This is a genomic window from Pseudomonas schmalbachii (assembly GCF_017589465.1).
Classification (GTDB): Bacteria; Pseudomonadota; Gammaproteobacteria; order Pseudomonadales; family Pseudomonadaceae; genus Pseudomonas; species Pseudomonas schmalbachii.
In genome coordinates this window covers 1-335 of sequence record NZ_JAELYA010000028.1, presented here as the reverse complement: position 1 = coordinate 335, position 335 = coordinate 1, and the positions used below count along the sequence as shown (strand labels likewise).

Here is a 335-nt window from a genome sequence, read left to right as displayed (position 1 = left end):
CATGACTGGGGTGAAGTCGTAACAAGGTAGCCGTAGGGGAACCTGCGGCTGGATCACCTCCTTAATCGAAGATCGCAGCTTATTCATAAGCTCCCACACGAATTGCTTGATTCACTGGTTAGACGATAGGTTTGCTGCTCGGTTGGTGTGAGCGCGCCCCCGGCTCTTGGAGAGAGAGCGGGTGAGGTCGACGACCTGCTAAGCCCGAACGATTGGGTCTGTAGCTCAGTTGGTTAGAGCGCACCCCTGATAAGGGTGAGGTCGGCAGTTCGAATCTGCCCAGACCCACCAATTGTTGTGGTGTGCTGCTGATCCGATGGGGCCATAGCTCAGCT

General features: G+C 55.8%; 1 tRNA gene and 1 rRNA gene. Both read left to right on the top strand.

Annotated features, from left to right (window positions below):
• Window positions 1-64 (top strand): 16S ribosomal RNA (locus JFY56_RS24200); the annotation flags it as partial.
• Window positions 65-214: 150 nt separating this feature from the next.
• Window positions 215-291 (top strand) — tRNA-Ile (locus tag JFY56_RS24195).
• Window positions 292-335 lie beyond the last annotated feature (44 nt).